Here is a 22,976-nt window from a genome sequence, read left to right on the forward strand (position 1 = left end):
TCGTCGCACCGCGGGGCGGGGATCCTCACGCCGCGATATTGGCAACATCCTTGTTGTCAATATTCATCCTGGCAAGGAAGGCTTGCCTTCCCCGTCCGCGATGCGGGCGGCCCGTCCCACCGGCGTCAACCCTTGGCGTCGCCGTAGGAGTCGGCGATCCCCACGGTCAGGGGGAACTCGACCGGGAAGTCGCCGAACAGCAGTCGCCCGGCCGCCGCGGCGGCGGCCCTGACCTGGTCGGCCACCGCCGGGGCGAGGTGCGCCGGCGCGTGCACGACGAGCTCGTCGTGCAGGAAGTAGACGAGGTGCGGGCGCCGCGCGAACGGCTCGGGCGCGAGCCCGGTGCCGCCCGTCTCCCCCATCGCCCACAGCCGCCGGCGCATCTCCGCGATCCACGCCAGCGCCCACTCCGCCGCGGTGCCCTGCACGACGAAGTTGCGGGTGAACCGACCCCAGCCACGGGAGATGGACCGGGCACGCGACTCCTCGCGCGCCCCCGCCTCGTCCGACAGGGCCTCGGCCTGCGACTCGAGCCAGGCCTCCCCCGGCGGCGGCGAGCCACGCCCGAGGAGGGTCGCCACGACCTCACCGCGTTCACCCGCCCGCGCCGCCGCCTCGACGTAGCCCAGCGCGTCGGGGTACGCGCGGGCGAGCCGCGGCAGCACGGCGGCGCTGGGCCCGGTGGTGCCGCCGTAGAGGGCGCCGAGCATGCCCACCTTCGCCAGGGCGCGTTCGGGGACCACGCCCGCGGCCACCATGGCGCCGTAGAGGTCGTGGCCACGCCCGGCGGCCGCGAGCCGCTCGTCACGCGCCAGGCCGGCCAGCACGCGCGGCTCGAGCTGCGCCGCGTCGGCGACGACGAGCTTCCACCCCGGGTCCGCCCGAACCGCCCGGCGCAGCTGCTTCGGCAGCTGCAGCGCCCCGCCGCCGCTGCTGCCCCAGCGCCCGGTCACCACGCCGCCGACCACGTACTCGGGCCGGAAGCGGCCGCCCCCGACCCACGCGTCGAGCCAGCCCCAGCCGTTGGCCGAGTGGAGCCGCGAGAGCCTCTTGTACTCGATGAGCGGCGCGATCGCGGGGTGGTCGAGGTGCTCGAGCTCCCACGCCCGGGTGGAGGTCACCGGCAGGCCGACGCGGCGCAGCGCGCGCAGCACGTCGGGCAGGGAGTCGGGGTTGAGCGTCGGGGCGTCGAGCTCGGCGCGCACGGTGGCGGCGAGCTCCTCCAGCCGCGCGGGCCGTTCACCGGCGCGCGGTCGCCGGCCGAGCAGCCCGCTGAGCACCTCGTCGTGCGCCGCGGGGTCCCACGGCACGCCCGCGTGGCGCATCTCCGCCGCCGCGAGCGCGCCCGCCGACTCCGCCGCCAGCAGCAGCCGCAGCCGCGCCGCGGCCGGCGCGGCGGCCACGGCCTCGTCCTGCGCCGCGAGCTCGGCCAGGCACGCGGCCTCGTCGGGACCCGTCGCCGGTTCGCCCACCGTGAAGAGGGCGTCCTCGCCCGGGGCCTCCGCGGCGGGCACCGGCTCGTCGAACGCCCCCGGGGACGCCGTGGCCAGGCGCGACGCCGCCGCCCCGGGCGCCAGGCGCAGCACGCGGTGCGCCAGCCGCAGGTCGAGGCACCGCTCGACGCGCACCCCGTCGGCGAGCAGCCCCGGGTACCACGCCGACGTGTCGGCCCACACCCACCGCGGCGCCGCCTCGCGCCCCACCACGCCGCGCGGCGCCCGGTCGTCCACCCGCCGCACCCGCACGGTCCGCTCGCCGCCGCCTCGTCCCACCGCGGCCACGCCGAGGGTCCGCCCGGACTCGGCGCCCCCACCGAGGCCCCGTCCCGACGCGGCGCCCTCGCCGAGGGCTCCGCCGGATCCGGCGCCCGCCCCGGCGGCCCGCGACACGAGCAGCAGCACGCCCCCAGCCTGCCGCACCCCGCCCACACACCCGGCCGACGCCCGGCCGGTGTCCGGCCGGGCGTCGGCGGCCGCCCCCCGTGCATCCCACACCCGCGCCGAGCGCCCCGTTCGTCACCGAGACCGTGCGTTCCGACGTCCGGAACACCCGGTCTCGGCGAGGAGGTGGGCGCTCGGCAGGTCCCGGGCCCACGAGGGCGCGTCCGGCCGCCACCGCCGGCGGGATAGAGTCGCGGCCGTGCGGCACTCTCCCGCCGTCGAGGTGAACGGACTGGTCAAGCGCTACGGCGCCAGCGTCGCCGTCGACGGGCTCGACCTCGTGGCCGCCTCGGGCCAGGTCACGGCGGTGCTCGGCCCCAACGGCGCGGGCAAGACGACCACGGTGGAGATCTGCGAAGGGCTCCGCCGCGCCGACGGCGGCGAGGTGCGCGTGCTCGGGCACGACCCGGTGCGCGACGCCACCGCCCTCCGGCCGCTCGTCGGCGTCATGCTGCAGGACGGCGGCCTGCCAAACACGCAGCGCGCCGGCGACGTGCTCCGGCACGTCTCACGCATGTACGCCGAGCCGGCCGACACGGGCGAGCTGACCGAGCGCCTCGGCCTCGCGTCGTTCGCCCGCACCTCCGTCCGGCGGCTGTCCGGCGGCCAGCGGCAGCGCCTCGCGCTCGCCGTCGCCCTCGTCGGGCGGCCGCGGCTGGTGTTCCTCGACGAGCCGTCGGCGGGCCTCGACCCGCAGGCGCGACGGGCGGTGTGGGACCTCATCGGGGAGCTGTCCGACGACGGCGTGTCCGTGGTCCTCACGACGCACTTCATGGCCGAGGCGGAGGCGTTGGCCGACCGCGTGGTGATCGTCGACCACGGGCGCGCGATCGCCGCCGGCACCGTGGCCGAGCTCGTCGACTCCGGCGGGACGACGACCCTGCGCGTGGAGGCGGCCCAGCCGCTCGACGCCGCGGCGATGGCCCTGGCCCTCGGGCCCGGGTTCACCGTGCAGTCCGCCGGGCGCACCGCCTGCTCGGTGTCGGGCCCGGTGGACCCCGGTGCGGTGGCCGCGCTGGCGCGGGGTCTCGCCGACGCCGGCAAGCAGCTCACCCGGCTCGAGCTGGGCCGCCGCACGCTCGAGGACGTCTTCCTCGACCTCACCGGCCGGAGCCTGCGATGAGCGAGACGACCGTCCCCGGGGCGCCCCGGGCGGCCTCGGTGGCCCGGCGCGTCGCGGCGCAGGGCACGTTCGAGATGCGCGCGGTGCTCCGCAACGGCGAGCAGGTCATGGTGACCGTGCTCCTGCCGCTGATCCTGCTCGTCGGGCTGGCGCGGGCGACGTTCGTCTCCCTCGACACGAGCGGCACCACCCGGATCGACCTCGTCACGCCGGGCGTCCTCGCGTTCGCCCTCATGAGCTCGGCCTTCACCTCGCCCGCCATCAGCACCGCGTTCGACCGTCGCTACGGCGTGCTGCGCCTCCTGGCGACGACGCCCCTCGGCCCGGGCGGCCTGCTCGCCGGCAAGCTCGTCGGGGTCCTCGCGGTCCAGGTGGTCCAGGTCGTCGTCCTCGGCGGCGCCGGCCTGTGGCTCGGCTGGCGGCCCGACGCCGCGGGCATCCCCGCCGCGATCGCGGCGTGGCTGCTGGGGACCGCCGCGTGGGGCGCGGCGGCGCTGCTCGCCGCCGGGCGCGTCCGCGCGGAGGCCGTCATCGCGCTGGCCAACCTCGTGCTCGTCCTGCTCGCCTTCGGCGGGGTGGTGCTGCCGGCGTCCGTGCTGCCGGGCGGCCTGGAGCACGTCGCGGGCTGGCTGCCGTCCGGGGCACTCGGCGAGGCGCTGCGCGCGGCCCTGCTGCACGGCACCTGGGCGGCCGGTCCGCTCGTCGCGCTCGTCGCCTGGGCGGCCGCGCTGTCAGCCGCCGCTGCGCGCTGGTTCCGCTGGTCCGCGGCCTGACAGCCGGACGGGAGCCCGTGACAGCGTCGTGACAGGCCCGCGGGACGGTGGCCGGCGCACGCTGGCCGCATGAATGCCCCAGCGATCGAGGCCCGCGGCCTCGTCAAGGTCTTCGGCGCGAACCGCGCCGTCGACGGCGTCGACCTCGACGTCGCCACCGGTGCGATCTACGGCGTGCTCGGCCCCAACGGCGCCGGCAAGACCACCACCATCAAGATGCTCGCCACGCTCCTGTCCCCCGACGCCGGGTCCGCCCGCGTGCTCGGCCACGACGTCGTGCGCGAGGCCCACACCGTCCGCAGCCTCGTCGGCCTCACCGGCCAGTACGCGTCCGTCGACGAGGACCTCTCCGCGCGGGAGAACCTCGTGCTCTTCGGCCGCCTGCTCGGCCTGGGGATCCGCGGGGCGAAGACGAAGGCCGACGCGCTGCTCGACGAGTTCTCGCTCGTCGACGCCGCCACCCGCCCGCTGAAGAAGTTCTCGGGCGGCATGCGACGTCGCCTCGACCTGGCGGCCAGCCTCATCGCCCAGCCGCCGCTGATCTTCCTCGACGAGCCGACCACCGGGCTCGACCCCCGCACCCGGCTGCAGATGTGGGACACCATCCGCCGGCTGGTCGCGGAGGGCAGCACCGTGCTGCTCACCACCCAGTACCTCGACGAGGCCGACCAGCTCGCCGACCGGATCGCGGTCATCGACCGCGGCCGCGTCGTCGCCGAGGGGACGGCCGACGACCTCAAGCGGTCGGTCGGCACGCAGTCCCTGCACCTGACGGTCGCGTCGCACGGCCCGCACGACGGCGGCACCGGGCCGGTCGCCGCCACGCGCCGGGCCATCCGGGAGATCACGGGCCAGGAGCCGGTGCTCACCCCCGTGAGCGACGGCGCCCGCCTGACGGCGCCGCTCGACTCGGCCGCCGCCGTCTCCGAGCTGCTGGTCCGGCTGCGCACCTCCGGCGTCGAGGTGCGCGAGCTGTCGATGTCCAGGCCGACGCTCGACGAGGTGTTCCTCGCGCTCACCGGCCACGGCGCGCAGGACGCCGAGACGCCCGTCCTCGAGGAGGTCCACGCATGACCACCGCCACCCTCACCCGCCCGGCACCCGCCGCCGCACCGGCCACCGGCCTGGGCGCCGCCGTCTCCCAGTCGATCGCGATGGCCTGGCGGGGCCTGGTCAAGGTGTCCCGCACGCCCGAGCAGTACGCCGACGTCCTCATCCAGCCGATCCTCTTCACGCTGATGTTCGGCTACCTGTTCGGCGGCGCCGTGGCGGGCAGCGTCAAGGGCTACCTGCCGCAGCTGGTCCCCGGCGTCCTCGTCATGGCGCTCATCACGGCCTCGACCGTCACCGGCGTCCAGCTGCGCGAGGACATGGACAAGGGCGTGTTCGACCGGTTCCGCTCGCTGCCGATCGCCCGGGTCGCACCGCTCGCGGGCGGCCTGCTCGCCGACACGGTCCGCTACGTCATCGCCACGGTGCTGACGATGGTGATGGGCGTGATCATGGGCTGGCGGCCGAACGCCGTCGGCGCGGTCGCCTCCGGCCTGCTCGTCATCTTCTGCGCCTGGGCGATGTCGTGGATCTTCGCGTTCTTCGGCGTCAGCGCCCGGTCCGCGTCGGCCGTGCAGGGCGTCAGCTTCCTCATCCTGTTCCCGCTGACGTTCCTGTCGAACTCGTTCGTCCCCGTCAGCACGCTGCCCGGCTGGCTCCAGGGATTCGTGCAGGTCAACCCCATGTCGCACGTCGTCACCGCGGTGCGCGAGCTGACCGCCGGCGGCACGGGTGGCGCCGACGTCGGCTGGGCCCTCCTCGGAGCGGTCGTCGTCATCGCCGTGTTCGCGCCGTTGGCGGTCCGCGGCTACATGCGCAAGGTCTGAGCGCTCAGCCGCGCCCGCCCTCCCCGGCGACCTCGTCGAGGAGGGCGAGCGCGTGCTCGGTCACCGCGTCGTGCGTCATGGCGGCGACGCGGGCGCGGCCCTCGTCGAGCGCCCCGGCGCCCAGCAGGGACGCGGCGGTCGCGAGCAGCGGCGCCCGGCGCAGGGCGGGGACGTCCTGCCGCGACCCGATGGCCTCCGCGAGCGCGAACAGGTCGGCCACCCCCGGGGCTCGGTCGCCGGTGGCGGCGCGGAACGTCCCGGCCGCGAGGCACGCCGTGCCGAGCACGGGCCGGTCGAGGAACTGCGACATTCGGTCCCGGTACAGCGCGACGGCCCGCCGGCCGAGGCGGGCGAGCGCGTCGCGGGCCTCGTCCAGGTGGTCCAGGCCGACGAGCCGGACCACCTGGGCGGAGCCGAGCATCACCGCCCACGGCGTGCCCGGCCCCTGGACGTCCCCGAACGCGCGCATGACGTCGGCGTAGCGCCCCACCGCGGCCTCGGCGTCACCGCGCAGCAGCGCCACCTCGCCCCGGCCCGCGCCCGCGACGGCGGCCATCTCCGCCCCGCCACGCTCGTCGGGCCACTCGCCCGGCACCTCGAGCCGGTCGCACAGCGCCTCGGCCGCCTCGACGTCGCCCGCCTCCAGGGCGACGCTGAGCTCGATCCAGTCGAGCTGCCGCAGCGCGCTGGTCGCGCCCAGCGTGGCGAACCCGGGCCGCACGCGGTCGGTCCACGCCAGCGCGGTCGCGAAGTCGCCCAGCTCGCTGGCCGTCGTCGCGACGAACATGGCCGCGAACGCCGGGCACGCGACGTCGCCGATCCCCACCGACCGCGCGTAGGCCTCCTCGGCGTCGCGCAGCGCCTGCTCGAGCTGCCCGTCGTTCTCGGCCCCCTGGCCGGCGCAGATGCAGGCCGCGAAGGCCACGAGCGGGTCCGGGTCGCGCTGCAGGTCCTGGACCTCCCGGACCATCGCGCCCCAGTCCGGCAGCAGCACCAGCGACAGCAGCGCGCGCGTCCGCCGGCCGAGGCGCGGGCGCCGCAGCAGCAGCCGGAGCCGTGCCATCGTGCGGGCGCGGCTCGCCCCGACGTCGCCGGCCGAGGTGCCGCCGGTCACCAGCGCACCCAGGGTGAAGGTCAGCGCCACCGCGGTGACGTCGGCGTCCTCGTCGGGCACGGGCCAGCCGCGCAGCGAGCCCAGCACGGTCGCGGCGAGCCCCGCCGCCCGCTCCTCTGAGCCGCGCAGCGCCCAGCTCGCCGCCAGCCCGACGAACGTGTGCACCACGACCTCGGGCCGGCGGGCGTGCGCACCCTCGGGTGGCGTCTCGGCCGCGGTGCGGAAGGCGTAGAGGAGGTTCTCCTGGTCGCGCACCAGCTCAGCGATCGCCCCCACCTGACCGGGGCCGAGCAGCACGGCGACGTCCCGCCGCGCCAGCTCCGCCGCCCAGTCGAGCAGCGCGTCCCGCACGGCGTCCTGCTCGCCGGCCGCGGCGAGCCGCAGCAGGCCGAACTCCCGCACCGTCTCCAGCATCCGGTAGCGCGCCACGCCACCGTCGTCGGTGACGGCCAGCAGCGACTGCGTCACCAGGCCGTCGACGTCGTCCAGCACGTCGAGCGGCGAGGCGGTGCCGAGCCCCCCGATCGCCGCGGCGGCGTCCACGCCGAACCCGTCCGGCAGGATCGCCACGCGCCGCCACAGCGCCTGCTGCGTCGCCGTCAGCAGGTTCCAGCTCCACTCGATGACCGCCTCGAGCGTCCGGTGCCGGTCCGGCGCCGCGGCGTCCCCGGAGCGCAGCAGCGCGAACCGCTCGTCGAGGTGCTGCTCGATCTCCTCGACCGAGAGCGTGCGCACGCGCGCGGCCGCCAGCTCGATCGCCAGCGGCAGGCCGTCGAGGCGGTCGCACAGGCGCACGACGACGTCGTCGGGCAGCCGCACGTCCGGCCGGGCGGCGCGCGCCCGCTGGCGGAAGAGCTCGACCGCGGGACCCGTCGGGGCGCCCGTGCCGTCGGCGGCGAGCGGCGCCAGCGGGAACGTCTGCTCGGCGGTGAGGCGCAGGGGCGCGCGGCTGGTGGCGAGGATCCGCAGCTCGGGGACGGCCCCCAGCAGCTCGTGCGCCCAGCGGGCCGCGCCGGCGACCACGTGCTCGCAGTTGTCGAGCACGACGAGCGAGGTCGTGCCCCTCAGGCGCGCCAGCACCTGGTCGTGGACGTCACCCGCCAGCAGCCGGTCGCCGAGCCGGGCGGTCGCGCCGGCCGCCAGCCCGAGCGTGTCCGCCAGGGCCAGCACCACGTCGTCGTCGGACCGCACGCCCGCGAGCTCGACGACGACGACCAGCGGCGTGGCGGTCATGGCGCGCCGCGCCACCTCCTGGGCGAGACGGGTCTTGCCCAGCCCGCCGGCGCCGAGGACCGTGACGAGCCGCGACGTGCGCAGCGCCGACTCGACGTCGGCGACGTCGACGTCGCGGCCGACGAGCGGGTTGGGCGCCGCCCGCAGGCCGAGGGCCACGTGGCGCACCCTGCCCGGGGTGGTGTCCGACGAGGCGTCGGCCGCTCCGCCACCGCCCCGCCGCAGCGGCGCGCCGACGGGGACCTGGTCCTCGGCCGCCGCGAGGAGCCGGTCGTGCAGCGCGACGAGGTCGGGGGCCGGGTCGGTGCCGAGCTCGGCGACGAGCGCGTGCCGCAGCCGGCCGTACACCCGCACCGCCTCGGCGCCCCTGCCCTGCGCGGCCAGCGCCGTCATGAGCGAACGGGCGGCGTCCTCGTCGAGCGGGTCGGCCGCCAGCGCGTCCGACGCCAGCACGGCGACCGTGGCGTCGTCACCTGCCGCCTCGGCGGCCTCGCGGCGCAGCAGGGCCAGGTCCTCGTGCAGCCGCGCCGCCGTCGCGCGCAGCTCGACCCCCACCGCCCCGAGGTCTAGCCCCGGCTCGCCGCGCCACAGGCCCAGCGCGGACGTCGCCAGCCGGCCCGCCTCCTCCGCGCGCCCGGCGCCGAGGGCCGCGCGGCCGAGGGCCAGGGCACCGCGCGCGAGCGACAGGTCGCTCGCGCAACCGAGTGCGTAGCCGGTCGGCACGGACCGCACCGCGTCAGGCGCGGTGGCCTGCCGCAGCCGCGAGACGAGGTTGTGCAGCGCCGCCCGCGGGTCGGCCGGCGCCTCGTCGGGCCAGAGCCGGTCGACGAGGCCGGGGACCGGCACCGGGGCGCCGTCGGCCAGCGCGAGGGTCGCGACGAGCGCCGCCGCGCGGACGCCCCGGGGTGACTGCGGCACGCCGTCGGGCCCGGCGACCAGCACCGGCCCGAGCACGCGCACCGGCGGCGTCGGGGACGCGTCGGGGGCTGGCACGTTTCGACACCCTAGCCGCCGCCCCTCGCCCCGGCACGGCTCGGCCGTACTGAGGTAGCCCTACCCTGGTGCTCGTGACCAGCGCACCGGTGCCCGCACACCCCGTCCCCGACCGGTCCGGCTCCTTCCTCGACCGGCTCCGCCCCGTCTGGCGTGACCGTGCCGTGATGGCGAACCTCGTCGCCCAGATCCTCATCGTCGTCACCGGCGGCCTGGTGCGGCTGACGGCGTCGGGGCTCGGCTGCTCGTCGTGGCCCAGCTGCACGCCGGGTCACTTCACGCCGACGTCGCACCCGGCCACGAGCTACCACGCCTACATCGAGTTCGGGAACCGGACGATCACCGGCCTGCTCGTCGTCGTCTCCGTCGCGGTCGTGATCCTGGCCGGCCTCGACCGCAGCCGCTCCGCCGGCTACCGGGCCCTGGCGTGGCTGCCGTTCGCCGGCGTGCTGGTGCAGGCCGTCATCGGCGGCATGGCCGTGAGGTACGAGCTGCCGCCGGCCCTCGTCGGCAGCCACATGCTCATCTCGATGGGCCTCGTCGCCGCCTCGGCGTGGCTGTGGGTGCGCAGCCGGGAGGGCGATGCCGCCTCACGATGGCTGGTGACGACCGCCACGCGCACCCTCGCCGCGGCGCTGTGCGCCATGGGCGCGGTGGTCGTCGTTCTCGGCGTCGTGACGACCGGGGCGGGACCGCACTCCGGCGACGACCAGGTCGGCTACCGCTTCGCGATCGACCCCCTGACGATGGCCCGCATCCACGCGGCGTCCGTCTGGGTCTTCGTCGCCGTGCTGGCCCTGACGATCTACCAGCTGCAGCTGCGTGCGCGCCAGGCCGGTCCGGCCCCGCGATCGGGCACGGCCGAGCCGACGCAGGAGGGGCTCGGCGTCGCGCCGGCGGCGCCCGACCCCTCCGTGCTGCGCGCCGGCTACCGCGTGCTGGGCGTGACTCTCGGCCAGGCGGTCATCGGGTACGTCCAGGTCGCCACCCACCTGCCGATCGCGCTGGTCAACCTGCACATGCTGGGGGCCGCCGCACTCGTCGTCGCCCTGACGCTGTTCGTCGGCCGGCTACGGGCCCGCGGCCTGGCACCCGCGCCCGAGGTGGCCCCTGACGCGCTCCGGGCCGCAGGCACCGCACCGGCCTGAACGCCCCTGCGCGGTCCCGCGGGAAACCGTCGAAGAATCGTGCCGGAATGCCATTGATTAATGGCGATAAATGTGCTATGAATAGCCTTCGGTGGTGTAGACATCTGCGGTGACCACCTCGCCGCTCGCTCCCCCTTTCCCCATGACCGCGCTCCTGTCGGCCGCGGCGCGCGCCGCGCACCTCGTCGTCGACGACACGCCGCACCTGCTCGCGGACACCCTCGCCGCCCGCCTCCTCGGCCCCGACGGTGACGCGCCGATCGGCTACCACCGCGCCGACCCGTCGCACCCGGTGCTGCGCGCGGCGCGCGTGGAGTCCACGGTCCGCGCCCGGTTCGCGGAGGACCTGCTCGCCGCCTCCGGGGCGCGCCAGTACGTCCTCGTCGGCGCGGGCCTCGACACCTTCGCCTACCGCAGCCGGGGCGTCGCCGTGCTCGAGGTGGACCTGCCCGACGTTCAGGAGCGCAAGCGCGAGGCCGTGTCCCGCGCGGGCCTCGCCGGCCCGGTGACGTTCGTGCCGGCCGACCTCGCGGTGACGCCGCTCGACGAGGCGCTCCGGGCGGCCGGCGCCGACACCCGCGCGCCCGTCGTCGTCGCCGCCCTCGGCCTGACGATGTACCTGACGCGGGACGAGCTCGCCGGCCTGCTGGCGTCCGTCGCCCGCTGGCCCGGGGGCGCGCACCTCGTCGCGGACCACCTGCTGCCGCCCGACGACGACGAGCGCCGCGGCTACGACGACGCCGTCGGGTCGGCGGTCGCGCAGGGCGGGGAGGCCTGGCGCACCAAGCTCGGCGCGGGGCAGGCCGCGGAGCTCGCCCGCGCCGCGGGGTTCACCACGGTGCGCACGACGAACCAGCGTGACGCCCTGCCGCCCGAGCTGTGGATCCGTACGGACGGCCTGCGCCCCGGCGGGGTGTCGGGACTCCTCCACGCCGCGACCCGCGGCCTCTGATCACCCCGCGCGGCCGGCGCCTCAGTCGACCGGCGTCAGCGTCGCCCACGCCCGCGCCCTTGCGGCAGCGGCCGCCAGCACGCCGACCACCGTCGTCGGGCACTCCAGCGAGCCGTCGAGCACGCCCGCCACGGCCTCGTCGAGCGGTACCCAGACCGGCACCATGCCGGCCTCCTCGTCCTGGCGCTCGTACCGCGAGCCGTCCGGCACCGGCGTGAGGTCGCGCGCCAGGAACACCGTGATGTGCTCGTCGGAGGCGCCTGCGGACGTGAAGAACGAGGTCAGGCGCCACCACCGGGCCGCGGCGAGGTCGGCCTCCTCGGCCAGCTCGCGCCGGGCGGCCAGGACCTCGGGCTCGCCCGGCACGTCGAGCAGGCCCGCCGGCGGCTCCCAGAGCTCCCGGCGCACCGGGTGGCGGTACTGCGACAGCAGCAGCACCCGGTCCTCGTCGTCCAGCGCGATCACCGCGACGGCCCCGGGGTGCGTGGTGTACTCGCGCACCACCGGGGCCTGCCCGCCGAGGTCGACCCGGTCGGCGACGACGTCGAACACCTTGCCGTGGTGGATCAGCGTGCGCTGCGTCACCGGCCGGCTCGCCGGCTCGTCGTGCGGAACCGGCATCAGGCGGTGCGGCGCTCGAGCGCGGCCGCGACGAGCCCGCGGAACAGGGGGTGCGACCGCGTCGGCCGGGACTTGAACTCCGGGTGCGCCTGGGTCGCGACGAAGTACGGGTGCGTCTCGCGCGGCAGCTCGACGAACTCGACGAGCGAGGTGTCCGGCGAGACGCCGGAGATCACGAGGCCCGCCTCCTCGAGCTTGTCGCGGTAGGCGTTGTTCACCTCGTACCGGTGCCGGTGCCGCTCGGAGACCTTGTCGCTGCCGTACAGCTCCCGGACGATCGAGCCCGGCGCCAGGACGGCGTCGTAGGCGCCCAGGCGCATCGTGCCCCCCATGTCGCCCTCGCCGCCGACGATCGCCAGCTGCTCGGCCATGGTCGCGATGACGGCGTGCGGCGTGTCCGGGTCGAACTCGGACGACGACGCCCCCTCGAGGCCCAGCACGTGCCGGGAGAACTCGATGACCATGCACTGCAGGCCCAGGCACAGGCCGAGCGTCGGGACCTTGTTCTCGCGGGCCCAGCGCAGCGCGCCGACCTTGCCCTCGATGCCGCGCACGCCGAACCCGCCGGGGATGACGACGCCGTCGACCCCGCCGAGGGCCTCCTGCGCCCCGGCCAGCGTCTGGCAGTCGTCGCTGGTCACCCAGCGGATCTTCACCTTGGCGTCGTTGTGGAAGCCGCCGGCGCGCAACGCCTCGGTCACCGACAGGTAGGCGTCGGGCAGGTCGATGTACTTGCCGACGAGGGCGATCTCCACCTCGTGGCTCGGCTCGTGGACCCGGCGCAGCAGCGCGTCCCAGCCGCTCCAGTCGACGTCGCGGAAGGGCAGCGCCAGGCGCTGCACCAGGTACGCGTCGAGCCCCTCGTGGTGCAGCACGCGGGGGATGTCGTAGATGCTCGGGGCGTCGGGGCAGCTGACGACCGCCTCGACGTCGACGTCGCAGAACAGCGCGATCTTGCGCTTGACGTTGTCCGGCACGTCGCGGTCGGCCCGCAGCACGATGGCGTCCGGCTGGATGCCGATGCTGCGCAACGCGGCGACCGAGTGCTGCGTCGGCTTCGTCTTCTGCTCCCCCGACGGGCCGATGAACGGCACGAGCGAGACGTGGAGGAAGAACACGTTGGCGCGGCCGAGGTCCTGGCGCACCTGGCGGGCGGCCTCGAGGAAGGGCAGCGACTCGATGTCGCCGACGGTGCCGCCGATCTCGGTGATGATGACGTCGACGTCGTCGCCCGCCTGCGAGCGCATCCGTGCCTTGATCTCGTCGGTGATGTGCGGGATCACCTGCACGGTGTCGCCCAGGTACTCCCCGCGCCGCTCGCGCGCGATGACCGACGAGTACACCTTGCCCGTGGTGACGTTGGCGGAGCCGAGGAAGTTGACGTCGAGGAACCGCTCGTAGTGGCCGACGTCGAGGTCCGTCTCGGCACCGTCGTCGGTGACGAACACCTCGCCGTGCTGGAACGGGTTCATCGTCCCGGGGTCGACGTTGAGGTAGGGGTCGAGCTTCTGCATCTGGACCCGGAGGCCACGGGAGCGGAGCAACCGGCCGAGGCTCGAAGCCGTCAGGCCCTTGCCGAGCGAGGAGACGACGCCCCCCGTGACGAAGATGTGCCGGGTCAACTCGGACCGCCCGGAGAGTCTGTGCGCTCGATCCATCACGGGCTTCCACCCTAACAGAGCGACCGCGTCCGCCCGGACGGCGTCCACCCCGGGCGAGTCGCGCTAGCCCCGCGGGGGCGCGGCCGCGACGGTGCGCGGCGGCAGCGCGGCCAGGCCCGTGCCCGTGCCGTAGTGGCCGGCGGTGCCGCCGACGCGCTGCGCCAGCGCGAGCGGGACGCCGACCTGGCCCACGACGCCGCTGGCCCCCGAGACGGTCGACAGGCCGCCGGCGCCGGACGAGGCGAGCACGCCCGCCACCACCGGTCCGGGGCCGCCGTCGGCCTCTGCCAGCACAGCGCCCCGCGATCCGGCCTGCGCGGCGGTCAGGAGCGTCACCGCGGCGTTCGCGACCCCGCCGCCGGTCGGTGCGGGTGTCGACCCGGTGGACGACGAGCCGGGCGCCAGCAGCACGACGAGGTCGGCCGGCGTCGTCACCGGGGCCGCGAGGCGCACCAGGGGCGTGTCACCGGTCGACAGCAGCTGCAGCAGGGTCGACGCGTTCTCGCTCGGCGCGTCGGGCTTGGCCGCGTCCGCACCGGCGAGGCCCTCGACGAGCGCCTGGGCCAGCTCGTCGTCGGGCGTCGCGTTGGCGGCGGGTGCCGGGGCCAGGTAGCCGGTCAGGTAGCCGACGAGGCTCTGCCGGAACGACCGCACCGCAGGATCGGTCCACGCCGGGGTGAGGGTGACGTGCGAGACGACCTGGGCCCCCGCCTGCGCCAGCCGCGTGTCGACGGCCTTGGCCATGCCGTCGTCGACCGTGCCGAGCGCCACGACGGCGACGCGGTAGCCCGGCAGGGTGCCGCCGAGCAGCCCGGCCCCGGCCGCGTCGAGCGCGGCGTCGGCGGCGCGCTGGTCGGCCGTGGCGGCGTCGCGCTCCTTGGTCAGCTGCGCGTTCTGGGCCGTCAGCGCGGCGTTGCGGCCGGAGACGGTGTCCCCGATCGCGTCGCGCAGCGGGCCGGCGCCGAGCGCGATGCCGCACGCCAGCGCGAGGAACACCGCGACGAGCGAGACCAGGTGGTAGCGGAAGTCGACCATCATCAGCTGCCTTCGAACAGGCCCCGCACCCAGCCGGCGAGGTCCGCCAGCCGGGCACCGAGCGCCGCGTACAGGTCCTGACCGGCGGGTGTCACGGCGAGCGCGACGCCGAGCGCCACCAGCGCGGCGACGACGAGCAGCAGCACCTGCCAGGTGGAGATCCGGTGCCGGTAGAGCCGGGCGACGGCACCGGCGTCGACCAGGGTGGCGCCGACCCGGAGCCGGGTGAGCACCGTGCCCGCCATCGCCTCGCGCCCGGAGTCGACGAGGTCCAGCAGCCCGACGCGCGTGCCGACGCCGACGACGAGCTCGGCCCCCCGCGCCTCCGCGAGCAGCAGCGCGGCGTCCGCCGCCGAGCCGCCCGCGGGATAGCTGACGAACGCCAGGTCGAGCCGGCGCAGCCGCGCGACCCCGGGCGTCTCCCCCGTCCGCGGCACGCGCACGACGAGCTCCGCGCCGCCCGTCAGCGCACGCTCCGAGACCTGGTCCAGGGCGCCCAGCACGATGTCGGGACGCAGCCCCGCCGCGAGCAGCAGGTCGGCGCCGCCGTCCACGCCGAGGAGCACCGGACGGTGCTCCCGGACGAAGGGCCGCACGGCCGCGAGGTCGTCGACCGCCTTCGGCCCCGGCACGACGACGAGCACCGGGCGCCCCTCGATGCGGGTGCGCAGCTGCGGCACGCCCTCGCCCTCGAGCAGCAGCGCCTGCTCGTCGCGCAGGTACGCCATGCCGTTGGCGGCGAACGCCTGGAGCTGGGTGGCCAGGCCTCCGCGGGCGGCGGCCATCGCCTCGGCGACCGACTCCCGCGTCTGCAGGTCACCCTCGGCCAGGAGCGTCTGGCCGTCGTAGACGGCGCCGTCGGCGACACGCAGCACGTGCCCGTCCGGGACGGACAGGACGTCGGGGCCGAGGTCGTCGACCAGCGGGACGCCGGCGTCGACGAGCACCTGCGGCCCGAGGTTGGGGTACCGGCCGGAGATCGAACGGGCGGCGTTGAGCACCGCCGCCGGGCCGGCGGCGACGAGCGCCTCGGCCGACGAGCGGTCGAGGTCCAGGTGGTCGATCACGGCGATGTCACCCGGGCGCAGCCGCGCCGCCACGGCGACGGCATCGGCGGCGACCCGCGCAGGCCCGAGCACGCCCGCGCCGGTCTGACGCCGCCGTGCGCGGCGGCTCGTCGTGCCGCCCGTCATCGCCCCGCCCCGGACATCGCGAGCAGCTCCGCCGCGTGCGCCTGGGCGGCCGACGAGTCCTCCTGCCCCGCGAGCATGCGCGCGAGCTCGCGGACCCGGTCCGGCCCGGTCACCTCGGTGAGGTTGGTCGCCGTGACGAGCCCGTCGTCGGCCGACTTCGACACCACCAGGTGCGTGTCCGCGAAGGCCGCCACCTGCGCCAGGTGCGTCACCACGAGCACCTGGCCGCCGCGCGCCAGCTCCGCGAGCCGCCGGCCCACCTCGATCGCCGAGCGTCCGCCGACCCCCGCGTCGACCTCGTCGAACACGAAGGTCCCCGGGGCGTCGCCGGCACCGCCGGCCGTCGCCAGGGCGACCTCGAGCGCCAGCATCACCCGGGAGAGCTCGCCGCCCGAGGCGCCCTTGCCGAGCGGGCGGGCCGGTGCCCCCGCGTGCGGCACCAGCAGCATCTCGACGCGGTCCGCGCCCGTGGCGCTCGGCGCGTCCGCGGGCTCGACGACCACCTCGAGCCGCGCGCCGGCCATCGCCAGGCCCGCCAGCTCGGACGTCACCACGGCGGCCAGCCGGCCGGCGGCCTCGGCCCGGGCGGCCGTCAGCGTCGCCTGCAGCGCCGCGAGCTCGTCGTCCAGCGCGGCGACGCGCGTGCGCAGCTCGGCGGCGCGGTCCTGCCCGCCGTCGAGCTCCAGCAGGCGCAGCCCGGCCTCCTCCGCCCACGCGAGCACCTGCGCCACGTCACCGCCGTGCGTCCTCGTCAGGGTGGCGAGCTCCGCACGGCGCTGCTCCACCGCGTCGAGCCGCAGTGGGTCCGCCGCGAGGTCCTGGAGGTAGCCCGCGAGGTCGGCGGCCACGTCGGCCAGGAGGTAGCCCGCCTCCGCCACGCGCCGGCCGAGCTCGGCGAGCGCCGGGTCGTTGGCACCGGCGTGCTCGAGCTGGCGGCGGGCGGCGTCCAGGAGCACGGCCGCGGCGGGCGCCTCCTCGGCGTCGTCGTCGCCGACGAGGGCGGCGTGCGCGCCCGCGGCGGCCGCCCGCAGGTCCTCGGCGTGCGAGAGCCGCAACGACTCCTCGGCGAGCGCAGCGTCCTCGCCGGGCTGCGGCGCGATCCGCTCCACCTCCGCCAGCCCGACCCGCAGCAGCTCGGCCTCGCGGGCCCGGTCGGCGGCACGCGCGACGAGCTCGGCCAGGTCCGCCGCGGCCTGCGCCCGCGCCGCCCACGCGTCGCGGTGCCGCGCCAGCACGCCGAGGTGCTCCGGCCCGGCGAAGGCGTCGAGGGCCTCGCGCTGGCGCGCGGGCGTGCGCAGCCGCATCTGGTCGGCCTGCCCGTGGACGGTGACCAGGTCGTCGGCCAGCTCGGCCAGGACGGCCTGCGGCACCGACCGCCCCCCGAGGTGGGCGCGCGAGCGGCCCGGCCCGTCGGGGGTCTCCGCCGTGACGGTGCGCAGCACCAGCAGCGTGCCGTCGTCGTCCAGCTCCCCGCCCGCGTCGCGGACGAGGTCGTGCGCGTGGTCGCGCTCGCCCAGCCGCACGCGACCCTCGACCACGGCGGCGGCGGCGCCGGTGCGGACAGTGCCGGGGTCGGCCTTCGCGCCCAGCAGCAGGCCCAGCGCGGTCAGCACCATGGTCTTGCCGGCGCCGGTCTCGCCGGTCAGCACGGTCAGCCCGGGACGCAGCCGCACGTGGGCGCGCTCGATCACCCCGAGGTCGTCGATCCGCAGCTCCTCGATCACGACGGACCGCCCGGCACGTACCGCGCGCCGCCGCGCCACCCCTCGACCGAGAGCCCGAACTTGCTGACGAGGCGCGTCGTGAACGGCGAGGGGCTGAGCCGGGCCAGCCGCACCGGGAGCGTCGAGCGCTGCACCTCGACGCGCGAGCCCGCCGGCATCGCGATCCGCCGCCGGCCGTCGCAGACGAGCATCGCATCGCTGGCCGACCGCGCCAGCACCTCGACGGCCACGGTGCTGCTGCGCCCGACGACGAGCGGCCGAGCGAACAGCGCATGGGCCGCCAGCGGCACGACGATGAGGCCGTCCACGTCCGGCCACACGACGGGCCCGCCGCCCGAGAAGGCGTGCGCGGTGGAGCCGGTCGGCGTGGCCAGCACCAGGCCGTCCGTGCCGAACGTCGACAGGGGCCGGCCGTCGACCTCGACGATCACCTCGATCATCGTCGCGGCGTCGGTCTTCTCCATCGTCGCCTCGTTGAGCGCCCAGTTCTGCGAGCGCATGCCGTCGGGCGCCAGCACCCGGACCTCGAGCGTGCTGCGCTCCTCGACCTCGTACTCGCCGGTCGTCAGGCGCTGCACGGCGGCGGGCACGTTGTCCGGCTCGATCTCCGCGAGGAAGCCGATGTGTCCCAGGTTGACGCCCAGCATCGGCACGCCGCGTTCCCGGGTGAGCTCGGCGGCCCGGAGGATCGTGCCGTCGCCGCCGAGGACGATCGCCATCTCGAAGTCGGGCAGGTTGCCGGCCGTCGAGTCGTCGGTGGCGATGATCGGCTCGACGCCGGCGGCGGCGAGCTCGCGCAGCACCAGGTCGCGCGCCTCGACCGCCTCCGGTCGGGTGCGGTGGGCGACCACGAGAGCCCGGCGTGTCACTGTGTGCCTCCCAGCACCTCGTCGATGCGCGCCTGCTCCAGGCGTGCGCCGCCGGCCTTGGTCAGCCAGCAGAAGAACTCCACGTTCCCGTCCTGCCCGGGCAGCGGGCTGACGACGAGGTCGACGGCGGTCAGCCCGGCCTCGTCGGCCGCCGCGAGGACCCCGAGGACGGCGGCGCGCCGGGCGGCCGCGTCGCGCACCACGCCACCCGAGCCGAGCCGGTCCCGGCCGACCTCGAACTGCGGCTTGACGAGCACGACGAGGTCCGCGTCCGGCGCCGCGACGGCCACCAGCGGAGCCAGCACCAGGCGCAGCGAGATGAAGGACAGGTCGGCCACGACGAGCGTCGGGGCGGGGACGACGTCCCCGGCCGCCAGCTCCCGCACGTTGACGCCCTCCCGCGGCTCGACCCGGGGGTCGGCGGCCAGCTCCGGGCGCAGCTGTCCGTGCCCGACGTCGACCGCGACCACGTGGTGCGCGCCGCGGCGCAGCAGCACGTCGGTGAAGCCGCCGGTGCTCGCGCCCGCGTCGAGGCAGTCGCAGCCCTCGGCGGTCAGCCCCGCGGCCTGCCAGGCGTCGAGCGCGCCGGCGAGCTTGTGCCCGGCGCGGGAGGCGTAGCCGGGGTCCGCAGGGTCGTCGCGGACGACGAGCACGCGGCCGTCGTCGACCGCCGTGGCGGGCCGCACCGCGCGAGCCCCGTCGACCTGGACGCGCCCGGCCGCGATGAGCTCGCCCGCCTGGCGTCGCGACCTGGCGAGGCCGCGCCGGACGAGCTCGGCGTCGAGCCGTGCCGTCACGCTCGTCTCATCCCTCCGCGTCGGCCAGGCGGCCCTGGAGCGCGTCGTGCACGGCCTCGAGCACGTGCAGGTGCTCGCGCACAGGCGCGCCGTCGAGGTCGGTCAGGCGTGCCAACGCCTCGTCGACCGTCGCGTCGCCGGTGCTGACCGGCACGTCCTTGCTCACTGCGACCTCCTTGCACCACAGCCGCCTCCGTGCGGCCGTGACCACGCTACCGGTTGTCGTGGCGAGCCCTCGGACGCCACCCACAGCGCCGCGCGATCGGTCCTCGCCCGTCGCCCGCAAGCCGTCGGCCGCTGGGCCACCGGTCGCCCGCGAACGTCGGGCGGCGGTGCGGCCGAACCCTGATCCGCGCTCGGCGACGCCCCTCACGCGCGGACTCGTCGGGCACCCCGGGGAGACCGTCCGTCAGCCGACCGGGAAGTCCGGCACGTGGGCCGGGTCGACCGGCGTGCCCGCGTCCGCGGCGGTCCAGGCGGCCGCGCACGCCGCCCGCACGAGGTCCATGACGTCGTCACCACGGTCGTCCAGCTCGAGGGCGCCGTCACGGACGCGGGCCGCGGCCTGGCGGCAGCTCCACCAGCCGTCAGCCGCCGCCTGCGGCGCGGGGTGCGGCTCGAGCAGCGAACGCAGGTCCGCGCCGACGAAGGTCGGCCGGAAGGTCGCGGCGGCGAGCACGTCGTCGCGGGCCGAGCTGACCCCCGTCAGCACGTGCAGCCCGGCGAAGCCGCCCGCACGGGCCCCGGCGAGGTCCGTGTCCAGGCGGTCGCCGACGACGAGCGGGTTCGCGCCGCCGACGCGGGCGGCGGCGAGCCGGTACATCGTCGGCTCGGGCTTGCCGGCGCTGTCGGGCACGACGCCCGTCGCCGCCCGCACCGCCATGACGAGCGCGCCGTTGCCGGGCGCGAAGCCGCGGGCCTGCGGCAGCGACTTGTCGAGGTTGGAGGCGACGTGCCAGGCGCCGCGCTCGACGGCGTACGCCGCCTCCGCCAGCTGCGCCCACCCGACCTGCGGCCCGAAGCCCTGGGCGACCGCCGCGGGCTCGTCGTCCGCCGAGCCGACGACGACGAACCCCTTCTCGCGCACCGCGTCGCGCAGCGCGTCCGTGCCCACGACCAGCACCTTCGCGCCCGGCTGCAGCCGGGTGGCGAGGAGGCTCGCCGCCGACTGCGACGCGGTCATCACGTCGTCCGGCCCGGCCGGGATGCCGAGGCTCGTCAGCTGGTCGGCGACGACCGACGGTGGGCGGGACGCGTTGTTGGTGACGAACTGGATGCGCATGCCGCGCCCGCGCGCGGCGACGAGGCTGTCCGACGCCCACGGGATGGGCTCGTGAGCGAGGTACGTGACGCCGTCGAGGTCGACGAGGGCGCAGTCGTAGGCCTCGGCGAGCGGGCGGTCGGATCCGAGCAGGCCGGCGGTCATCGCGTCACGCCCTCCTCGTCGGGGCGCCCGTCCGGCTCGAGCTCGTCGTCCTCATCGGACTCGTCCCCGTCGTCGAGCTCGTCCTCCTCATCGGACTCGTCCTCGTCGTCGAGCTCGTCCTCGTCGTCGGATGCGCTCTCGTCCGACCGCTCGCCGTCCTCGCTGTCCTCGCCATCCTCGTCGGGCTCGTCGAGCAGGTCGAAGACGACGATCTCGTCGGCCTCCTCCTCGACATCGCCGGCGGCGGCGTCGAGCTCGTCCTGCGTGAAGCGGGACAGCTCGAGCTCCGCGTCCTCGACGCGCCCGAGCGCGGCCAGGGCCGTCGCCCGCGCCTGCGCCACGCGCGCCGCGAGCACGCCTCGCGCGTCGTGCACCACGGCGCCGTCGAGCACCGCGACCGCCGCCTCCGGCTCCCCGAGGTCGAGGCGGGCGCCGGAGATCACCATCGCGAGCTCCACCTGGCTCTCCGCGCTGAGCAGCGCGGCCTCGGGGTCGTTGCCGACGACGATCGCGCGCTCCGGACGGCCGAGCCCACGCTCGGCGTCGGCGATGACCGGCAGGTGCTCCGGCGAACCGTTGAGCCGCCGGACGGTGCGCAGCTCGCGCAGCGCCTCCGCGTACCGGCCCGACCGATAGGCCGCGAGGCCCGCCGCCTCATGGGCGACGTCGACGCGACCCGCGCGCCGCACGGCCGCCTGGGCGTGCAGGTAGGCCAGCTCCGGATCCGTGTCGATGAGACGCGCGACCATGACCAGGTGCTTGCCGGCCCGCTCCGCCTGCTCCTTGCTCAGCGTGCGCAGGCGCCCGCGGACCTCGCGGTCGAGCTGGCTGAACTCCACGTCGTCCGGGACGAACGGGTCGGCCGGCCGGTCGGCGCGCGGTGCGCGCTCGGGCCGCTCACGCACCGGGCCGCCCCCGCGGGGCGCCCAGGGCCGATCACCGCTCCGCGGGTCCGAGGACGGCCGCCCTGGGGCGCGGTCGCCACGACCGTCGCCGCGCCCGAAGGCGCGCTCGTCGTCACGCCCGGCGCCGCCGCGCGGACCGTAGCCGCCCGCGCGGGGAGCGCGCTCGTCCCGGCCATCGGCCGGCCGGCGTCCGTACCCACCCGGCTGCTGCTGACCACGCTCGGCCTCGCCACGTCCGTACCCCTCACCACGCGGCCCGCCCGCCGCCTGGCCACGTCCGTACCCCTCACCACGCGGCCCGCCCGCCGCCTGGCCACGTCCGTTACCCTCGCCACGCGGCCCGCGGGTGGCCTCGCCACGTCCGTACCCCTCGCCACGCGGCCCGCGGGTGGCCTCGCCACGTCCGTACCCCTCGCCACGTGTACCGCCCGCCGCCTGGCCACGTCCGTAACCCTCGCCACGCGCGCCGCGCGCGTCGCTTCCATACCCGGCGGATCGGGGGGCACGCTCGTCGCGCCCGGCGCCGGCCGGGCGCTCGCCACCGCCCCGCGGGCCGTAGCCACCCGTCCGGGCACCACGTTCCCGGGAGTCCGCGCTGCCGCCATCGGCCCAGCTGCGTCGCTCGTCCGGCCGGGCGTCGCGGGGGCGCCCCTCGTCGCGCCGGGGGCGGTACCCGCTGCCCGAACCCGCCTCGACAGCGGCATCCCATCCAGGACGGCGCTCGGAACGGTTCCGGTCACCACTCCCGCCGGGGGCGTCGTCGCGCCGGGACCCCCGGCCGTCGTCACCCCACGGCCGAGGCCGCGCCTGTCCGGCCCCCGCCGACCGCTCGTCCCATGCGCGCCTCGGACGGTCCGGCGCGCCGCTCTGACGATCAGCCCCCGGCCGCCCGCCGGCCACGCCCCCGGCCGGCCGACCGGCCGCCCAGGACCCGCCGCGGGGTCGGTCCGGACGCTGCCCGTAGCCGCCCCGCGCCGCGCCAGGGGCGCCGTTGCGCTCGTCCGCGCGGTCAGCGCCGCCGTCCCGACCCCAGCGGCGAGCCTGCTCCGAGCCACCTCGGGCCGCCCCGGCGCCGCCACGGCGGTCATCCGACCCGCCCTGCGGACGCCCCGCGCCGCGGCTCCCGGCCACTCCGCGCGGGGCAGCGCCGCGGCCGGCGCCCCACCCGGCACCCTGGCCCGAACGCTCACTGCGGCCGCCGGAGGTACTCGACGACCATCCGCTCCCGGACGCGCGCCCCGAACCACCGCCCTGGCCGCCCGAACGGGGGCCGCCCGGACGAAAGCCACCCGAGTGCGCGCCCGACGAACCCGACGACGACCCTCCCGCCGGCCCCCCGGACCGACCGCCCCCACTGGCACCCGGCCGGCCCTGCCGAGGGCCACCGGGCGTACGCCCCTGGGACCCGCGATCGTCGCTGTTCATCTGTCGCTCTCCTCGCGCTCTGCGGCTTCCATCATCCCAGACGGAACCCACGCCGACCGCCCGAGCGTTCACCGGTACCGCGGGTACTTCGGCCGGCGCGTACGGTATCGGTCCTGGAATGCAGAAATGCCCCCCGACTGGGTCGGGGGGCATTTCTGAATGGGTGT

The 22,976-nt window shown here is 76.8% G+C and carries 18 protein-coding genes; 6 read left to right on the forward strand and 12 right to left on the reverse strand.

The annotated features are described in order from the left end of the window. Nucleotides 1-125: 125 nt before the first annotated feature. Nucleotides 126-1,739: a bifunctional 3'-5' exonuclease/DNA polymerase gene (locus BGO37_RS11980; RefSeq protein ID WP_291755216.1), complete on the reverse strand. Its 1,614-nt coding sequence runs from the start codon at nt 1,737-1,739 to the stop codon at nt 126-128. 400 nt (nt 1,740-2,139) lie between these two features. Here BGO37_RS11980 and BGO37_RS11985 point away from each other — a divergent pair, with 400 nt between their 5' ends. The 4 genes from BGO37_RS11985 (at nt 2,140) to BGO37_RS12000 (ending at nt 5,713) form a co-directional block, all read left to right on the forward strand. Beyond that, nucleotides 2,140-3,063: an ABC transporter ATP-binding protein gene (locus BGO37_RS11985; RefSeq protein ID WP_291755162.1), complete on the forward strand. Its 924-nt coding sequence runs from the start codon at nt 2,140-2,142 to the stop codon at nt 3,061-3,063. Next, nucleotides 3,060-3,836: an ABC transporter permease gene (locus BGO37_RS11990; RefSeq protein WP_291755164.1), complete on the forward strand. Its 777-nt coding sequence runs from the start codon at nt 3,060-3,062 to the stop codon at nt 3,834-3,836. Before BGO37_RS11985 ends, BGO37_RS11990 begins: the two co-directional genes overlap by 4 nt. A 69-nt stretch (nt 3,837-3,905) precedes the next feature. Then, complete coding sequence (locus BGO37_RS11995; protein ID WP_291755167.1) at nt 3,906-4,910, forward strand: ATP-binding cassette domain-containing protein; 1,005 nt, start codon at nt 3,906-3,908, stop codon at nt 4,908-4,910. After that, nucleotides 4,907-5,713 carry an ABC transporter permease gene (locus tag BGO37_RS12000; protein ID WP_291755169.1) on the forward strand — a complete coding sequence of 269 codons (807 nt, stop codon included), beginning with the start codon at nt 4,907-4,909 and terminating at the stop codon, nt 5,711-5,713. Before BGO37_RS11995 ends, BGO37_RS12000 begins: the two co-directional genes overlap by 4 nt. Nucleotides 5,714-5,717: 4 nt before the next feature. Here BGO37_RS12000 and BGO37_RS12005 read toward each other — a convergent pair whose 3' ends face one another. After that, nucleotides 5,718-9,053 (reverse strand): BTAD domain-containing putative transcriptional regulator, encoded by a 3,336-nt coding sequence (locus tag BGO37_RS12005; RefSeq protein ID WP_291755170.1) that lies wholly within the window; start codon nt 9,051-9,053, stop codon nt 5,718-5,720. A gap of 74 nt (nt 9,054-9,127) precedes the next feature. Here BGO37_RS12005 and BGO37_RS12010 point away from each other — a divergent pair, with 74 nt between their 5' ends. Both BGO37_RS12010 and BGO37_RS12015 read left to right on the forward strand, forming a co-directional pair. Next, on the forward strand, nt 9,128-10,201 hold the full coding sequence (locus BGO37_RS12010) for a COX15/CtaA family protein (protein WP_291755173.1): 1,074 nt from the start codon (nt 9,128-9,130) through the stop codon (nt 10,199-10,201). Between the two features lie 142 nt (nt 10,202-10,343). Beyond that, the gene (locus BGO37_RS12015) at nt 10,344-11,153 is read left to right on the forward strand and encodes a class I SAM-dependent methyltransferase (RefSeq protein WP_291755176.1); all 810 of its coding nucleotides are present in this window, start codon (nt 10,344-10,346) and stop codon (nt 11,151-11,153) included. A 21-nt stretch (nt 11,154-11,174) separates the two neighbouring features. On the opposite strand, the gene BGO37_RS12020 is transcribed toward BGO37_RS12015, so the two are convergent. From BGO37_RS12020 to BGO37_RS12065, 10 genes are all read right to left on the reverse strand, one after another. Continuing rightward, entirely contained in the window at nt 11,175-11,774 is a 600-nt protein-coding gene (locus BGO37_RS12020; RefSeq protein WP_291755178.1) for an NUDIX domain-containing protein, read from the reverse strand. Further along, on the reverse strand, nt 11,774-13,432 hold the full coding sequence (locus BGO37_RS12025; protein ID WP_291755180.1) for a CTP synthase: 1,659 nt from the start codon (nt 13,430-13,432) through the stop codon (nt 11,774-11,776). Before BGO37_RS12025 ends, BGO37_RS12020 begins: the two co-directional genes overlap by 1 nt. Before the next feature lie 66 nt (nt 13,433-13,498). Then, nucleotides 13,499-14,473, reverse strand: coding sequence for a copper transporter (locus BGO37_RS12030; protein WP_291755182.1), 975 nt, complete (start codon nt 14,471-14,473; stop codon nt 13,499-13,501). Beyond that, entirely contained in the window at nt 14,473-15,663 is a 1,191-nt protein-coding gene (steA, locus tag BGO37_RS12035) for a putative cytokinetic ring protein SteA (protein ID WP_291755184.1), read from the reverse strand. Before steA ends, BGO37_RS12030 begins: the two co-directional genes overlap by 1 nt. Then, complete coding sequence (gene recN / locus BGO37_RS12040; RefSeq protein ID WP_291755185.1) at nt 15,660-17,387, reverse strand: DNA repair protein RecN; 1,728 nt, start codon at nt 17,385-17,387, stop codon at nt 15,660-15,662. Before recN ends, steA begins: the two co-directional genes overlap by 4 nt. After that, nucleotides 17,384-18,256, reverse strand: a complete 873-nt coding sequence (locus BGO37_RS12045) for an NAD kinase (RefSeq protein ID WP_291755186.1) — start codon at nt 18,254-18,256, stop codon at nt 17,384-17,386. The genes recN and BGO37_RS12045 overlap by 4 nt, the downstream gene beginning before the upstream one ends. Then, complete coding sequence (locus BGO37_RS12050) at nt 18,253-19,053, reverse strand: TlyA family RNA methyltransferase (RefSeq protein WP_291755187.1); 801 nt, start codon at nt 19,051-19,053, stop codon at nt 18,253-18,255. Before BGO37_RS12050 ends, BGO37_RS12045 begins: the two co-directional genes overlap by 4 nt. A 7-nt stretch (nt 19,054-19,060) precedes the next feature. Beyond that, nucleotides 19,061-19,219 carry a hypothetical protein gene (locus BGO37_RS12055; protein WP_291755189.1) on the reverse strand — a complete coding sequence of 53 codons (159 nt, stop codon included), beginning with the start codon at nt 19,217-19,219 and terminating at the stop codon, nt 19,061-19,063. 243 nt (nt 19,220-19,462) lie between these two features. Continuing rightward, nucleotides 19,463-20,479, reverse strand: coding sequence for an HAD-IIA family hydrolase (locus BGO37_RS12060; protein WP_291755190.1), 1,017 nt, complete (start codon nt 20,477-20,479; stop codon nt 19,463-19,465). Further along, nucleotides 20,476-21,384, reverse strand: a complete 909-nt coding sequence (locus BGO37_RS12065; RefSeq protein WP_291755192.1) for a hypothetical protein — start codon at nt 21,382-21,384, stop codon at nt 20,476-20,478. Before BGO37_RS12065 ends, BGO37_RS12060 begins: the two co-directional genes overlap by 4 nt. Nucleotides 21,385-22,976 lie beyond the last annotated feature (1,592 nt).

Source organism: Cellulomonas sp. 73-92 (assembly GCF_001898175.1).
GTDB lineage: Bacteria > Actinomycetota > Actinomycetes > Actinomycetales > Cellulomonadaceae > Cellulomonas.

Excerpts from the sequence above, each read along its gene's own strand:
- BGO37_RS11995 (WP_291755167.1), top strand. The coding sequence starts at position 3,906 with ATGAATGCCCCAGCGATCGAGGCCCGCGGCCTCGTCAAGGTCTTCGGC.
- BGO37_RS12025 (WP_291755180.1), bottom strand. The coding sequence starts at position 13,432 with ATGGATCGAGCGCACAGACTCTCCGGGCGGTCCGAGTTGACCCGGCAC.
- BGO37_RS12030 (WP_291755182.1), bottom strand. The coding sequence starts at position 14,473 with ATGATGGTCGACTTCCGCTACCACCTGGTCTCGCTCGTCGCGGTGTTC.
- BGO37_RS12020 (WP_291755178.1), bottom strand. The coding sequence starts at position 11,774 with ATGCCGGTTCCGCACGACGAGCCGGCGAGCCGGCCGGTGACGCAGCGC.
- steA (WP_291755184.1), bottom strand. The coding sequence starts at position 15,663 with ATGACGGGCGGCACGACGAGCCGCCGCGCACGGCGGCGTCAGACCGGC.
- BGO37_RS11990 (WP_291755164.1), top strand. The coding sequence starts at position 3,060 with ATGAGCGAGACGACCGTCCCCGGGGCGCCCCGGGCGGCCTCGGTGGCC.
- BGO37_RS12015 (WP_291755176.1), top strand. The coding sequence starts at position 10,344 with ATGACCGCGCTCCTGTCGGCCGCGGCGCGCGCCGCGCACCTCGTCGTC.
- BGO37_RS12000 (WP_291755169.1), top strand. The coding sequence starts at position 4,907 with ATGACCACCGCCACCCTCACCCGCCCGGCACCCGCCGCCGCACCGGCC.
- BGO37_RS12060 (WP_291755190.1), bottom strand. The coding sequence starts at position 20,479 with ATGACCGCCGGCCTGCTCGGATCCGACCGCCCGCTCGCCGAGGCCTAC.